The organism is Mesorhizobium sp. M7A.F.Ca.CA.004.12.1.1 (assembly GCF_003997835.1).
Classification (GTDB): Bacteria; Pseudomonadota; Alphaproteobacteria; order Rhizobiales; family Rhizobiaceae; genus Mesorhizobium.
In genome coordinates, this window is sequence record NZ_RZRK01000687.1 from 1 (window position 1) to 3304 (window position 3304).

At 61.9% G+C, this 3304-nt stretch carries 3 protein-coding genes; 1 reads left to right on the forward strand and 2 read right to left on the reverse strand.

From position 1 onward, the window contains the following. Positions 1 to 595: glucuronate isomerase (locus EN984_RS27685; protein WP_206517489.1), on the reverse strand; the 595-nt coding region annotated here is incomplete at its 3' end. A gap of 142 nt (positions 596 to 737) precedes the next feature. Here EN984_RS27685 and EN984_RS27690 point away from each other — a divergent pair. Then, entirely contained in the window at positions 738 to 2267 is a 1530-nt protein-coding gene (locus EN984_RS27690) for a mannitol dehydrogenase family protein (protein ID WP_127267286.1), read from the forward strand. A gap of 45 nt (positions 2268 to 2312) precedes the next feature. On the opposite strand, the gene lepB is transcribed toward EN984_RS27690, so the two are convergent. Further along, positions 2313 to 3059 carry a signal peptidase I gene (gene lepB, locus EN984_RS27695; protein WP_127270502.1) on the reverse strand — a complete coding sequence of 249 codons (747 nt, stop codon included), beginning with the start codon at positions 3057 to 3059 and terminating at the stop codon, positions 2313 to 2315. Between the last annotated feature and the right edge of the window lie 245 nt (positions 3060 to 3304).

Sequence of the window (3304 nt, forward strand, 5' to 3'; positions counted from 1 at the left end):
CGTCCGGCCGATAGGCGGTGATAACGCGGCCCTGCCAGCCGCTGTCGCGAATCATCTGGTGCCATTGGAGATCGTCGAGCGCGCCTTCCGTGGTCGCGATGACCTCGATGTTGAAACGCTCGAACAGCGCGCGCGGGCGAAAATTCTCCCACTGCAGCAGCGTCGCGATGGTGTCGTAGTGGCGGTCGGCAGTCGCCGCGGTCAGCGGTTCGTCGATGCCGAACAGATCGGCGAGCACATGATCGAACCACAGCCGGGTCGGCGTGCCGCGAAACAGATGATAGTGCTCGGCAAAAAGCCGCCAGATCGCCCTGCCGTCGGTCTCGACCGGCGCGCCGTCGAGCGTCGCCACGCCGAGATCCTCAAGGCGGACGCCTTGGCTGAACAGCATGCGGAAGATGTAGTGATCCGGGACGATGAGCAGTTGCGCCGGATCCGGGAATGGCTCGTTCAGCGCATACCAGCGCGGATCGGTGTGACCATGCGGGCTGACAAGGGGCAGGTCCTTGATCCCGGCATAGAGATCACGGGCAATCGCGCGCGAATGCGCCTCGGCGGGAAACAGCAAATCCGCATGGGTCAGTGCCACGATCATCCTCCCAAGCCACTATCGGTAGGGGCGGCAAGAAATAATGTCAACATACAAAATTGCGATTGTTGTATGATGACTTTTCGACCCATTGTGTGGCAGGAAATCGAATGTTACGCCGCTTTGCCGATCCCTGCCGAGGCCACTCATGTCATCCGACCAGACCAGTCGCACCACGACGACCGAACGCCTTTCCACGAAGACCGTGCGCGCACTGCCGGCTTCGATCGCGACACCTGCGTATGATCGCAGCCGCGTCGTCCCGGGCATCGTGCACCTTGGTGTCGGCGCCTTCCACCGCGCCCATCAGGCAGCCTATGTCGACGATTGCCTGGCGGCAGGCGAGGCGGATTGGGGCATAACAGGCGTTTCGCTGCGCAGCACCGACACGCGCGACGCTCTCACGCCGCAGGACGGGCTCTACACGCTGGCGATCAGAAGCAGTGGAACCGAAAAGCTTCAGGTCATCGGCTCGATCGGTGCGATGCTGGTGGCGCCGGAGAATCCGGGCGCGGTGCTGGCCACGCTGACCGATCCGCACACCCGCATCGTCACGCTGACGATCACCGAAAAAGCCTATCTGAGGGCGGCAGGCGGGGGATTGGATGCCGCCCATCCCGATATCGTCCATGATCTGGCCAATCCCCGGATGCCGAAGACAGCGCATGGTTTCCTGACCGAGGCGCTTGCCCTGCGACGCGCCGCCGGCACGCCGCCCTTCACTGTCCTGTGTTGCGACAATTTGCCGGCCAACGGAGCCACGCTGCACCGGCTGTTGGTCGAATTCGCCCAGTTGCGAGATGCCGGGCTCGCTCAATCGAGTGATGTCGGAATTGCCGACCACATCGCACACCAGGTCGCGTTTCCCTCCAGCATGGTCGATCGCATCGTGCCGGCAACCACCGACGCCGATCGGGCGCGGATCGCTGAAGAACTCGGCGTCGAGGACGCCTGGCCCGTGATGACCGAGCCGTTTTGTCAGTGGGTGGTCGAAGATAAGTTCCCGACTGGCCGGCCCGCGTGGGAACAATTCGGCGTCACCATGGTTCGCGACGTCGGCCCGTTCGAGGACATGAAGCTCAGGCTGCTCAACGGCTCGCATTCGGCCATCGCCTATCTTGGCCTGCTCAGCGGTCATGCCACCGTCGACCGCGCCTTCGCCGACCCGGCGATCCGCCAATTCGTCGATGCCTTGTGGGCCGAAGCGATCCCGACCCTGCCCGAGGATGCCGGATTGGACACGAGCGCCTATATTGCGGAGCTCGCGGAGCGTTTTTCCAACACTGCACTTGCCCATCGCACGGCGCAGATCGCCAATGACGGCAGCCAGAAACTGCCGCAGCGCATCATCGCTTCCGCCATCGAATGCCTGGAAGCCGGTACCGAACTGGTCCATCTGACCCTGGTGGTGGCTGCCTGGATCGCCGCCTGCGCCGCGCGAGGGAAAACCTTGCCGGAGGGCCATTTCACCGATCCGCTCGACGCGGCGTTGACGGAACTTTTGAGTGAGCAACTGCCGGCGAATGAAACCGTGACCGCGGTGTTCGACCTGGCCGGCTTCGCTGGGGATCACGCCGAACGCCAGACGTTGATCGAACTTGTGGCTGTGCATCTCGTCCACCTGCGACGCGACGGTCCGACCTTGGCCTTCGCCGCGCTCGGCATAGATATGAAGTAGTCATCAACCAGACTTGGTGCGGGTCCGAACCAACTCGATTCAGGCTTATTTGCCGACCGAACCGTCCAGCGTTTGCCGGGAAGAATACTCCGTGCCTTTTGAATTCCAGAACAATCGCACGGCCTTGCCGACGAGGTTTTCGTAGGGAACGAAGCCGACCATGAATCGGCTGTCGGAGGCATTGTCGCGATTGTCGCCCAGCATGAAATAGTGGCCTTCGGGCACCTCAAATTCCCGCGTGTTGTCGCCGATGGAACTGTCCGTCAGGTCGAGAACGAAATGGGTGACACCACCCGGCAGGGTCTCCCGTTCAAGCCTGGCAGGTTGCTCGCGTTCCTCGTAGGAGAAAGTGCCTGCATCCTTGAGGCCGACGGCCACATCGTTGATGTGCAGCACGCCATTGACCATCTGGATCTTGTCCCCGGGTAGACCGACGATCCGCTGGATGTAATCCACGCTGGGGTCGGGCGGGAATTTGAACACCACCACATCCCCTCGCTTGGGCTCCGCGCCGAACATGCGGCCTTCTATCGGCAACAGATTGAACGGCACGCTGTAGCGGCTGTAGCCATATGCGAATTTGGAGACGAAGAGATAGTCGCCGCCTTGCAATGTCGGCACCATACTGCTGGATGGTATCGAAAACGGCTGGAACAGAAACGAACGGATCGCAAATGCAGCCGGATAGGTAGTCAGAAAGACAAGCACCAGCACCCAAAATCCGTGCGCATACCATCTCACCGGCTTGAACCGATGGGCGAAGGGCAGGACGAGCGCTGCCCCCAGGATCATCGAACCGATACCTGAAAAATTGGCCAGCCAGGCAAGATCGGTTCCCGGCAGCACCGGAAATCCGGTGTAGGCGAGTGCGAAAACGATGGCGCTGATCACCACCAGGCTGGCAACCGCCGGCTTGCCGCTGCCGATCCACAGAAATCCGCCGAATGGACCGCCAAAGGCCGACACCAGGGCCGTCGACCACCAGGAGCGTGAGGCTGTTTCTCGTTGCGCTGTTTCTTCCGTCACCGGCCCACCCC

Bases quoted from the DNA above. Each gene is read 5' to 3' on its own strand.
- EN984_RS27690 (WP_127267286.1), top strand. From the start codon at position 738: ATGTCATCCGACCAGACCAGTCGCACCACGACGACCGAACGCCTTTCC.
- lepB (WP_127270502.1), bottom strand. From the start codon at position 3,059: ATGATCCTGGGGGCAGCGCTCGTCCTGCCCTTCGCCCATCGGTTCAAG.